The 445-nt window shown below is 45.8% G+C and carries 1 pseudogene; it reads left to right on the top strand.

Going from position 1 to position 445, the window contains the following annotated elements:
• Positions 1-445: pseudogene (locus SE27_RS14400) on the top strand (AMP-binding protein); the annotation flags it as partial.

Genomic DNA, 445 nt, shown 5'->3' with positions numbered 1-445 from the left:
TCTCTGCACTGCTGCCAAACGTGCCTGCAATGCTAGAAGCACACTTTGCTGTACCTATGGCGGGTGCCGTCCTGAATACCTTAAACACGCGCCTAGATGCCAAAACCTTGGCCTTTATGCTGCAACATGCAGAAAGCAAAGTATTGTTGGTTGATCCTGAATTTAGCGCCTTAGCAACAGAAGCCTTGGCACTGATCTCACAGGATATCTATGTCATTGATGTGGCAGATGCAGAATATGAGCATGCTGCAAGCACCAAAGCGATTGGTCAAATTGAATATGAAGACTGGTTAACAAAAGGCGATGTAAATTTCAACTGGCAACTGCCTGCGGATGAATGGGATGCCATTAGCTTAAGTTATACCTCGGGTACCACAGGCAATCCCAAAGGTGTGGTTTATCATCATCGCGGCGCTTATATCAATGCAGCCAGTAATATTATTGC

The organism is Acinetobacter harbinensis, assembly GCF_000816495.1.
GTDB lineage: Bacteria > Pseudomonadota > Gammaproteobacteria > Pseudomonadales > Moraxellaceae > Acinetobacter > Acinetobacter harbinensis.
The sequence above is the reverse complement of the archived record's forward strand: the minus strand, read 5'-3'. Positions and strand labels throughout refer to the sequence as shown.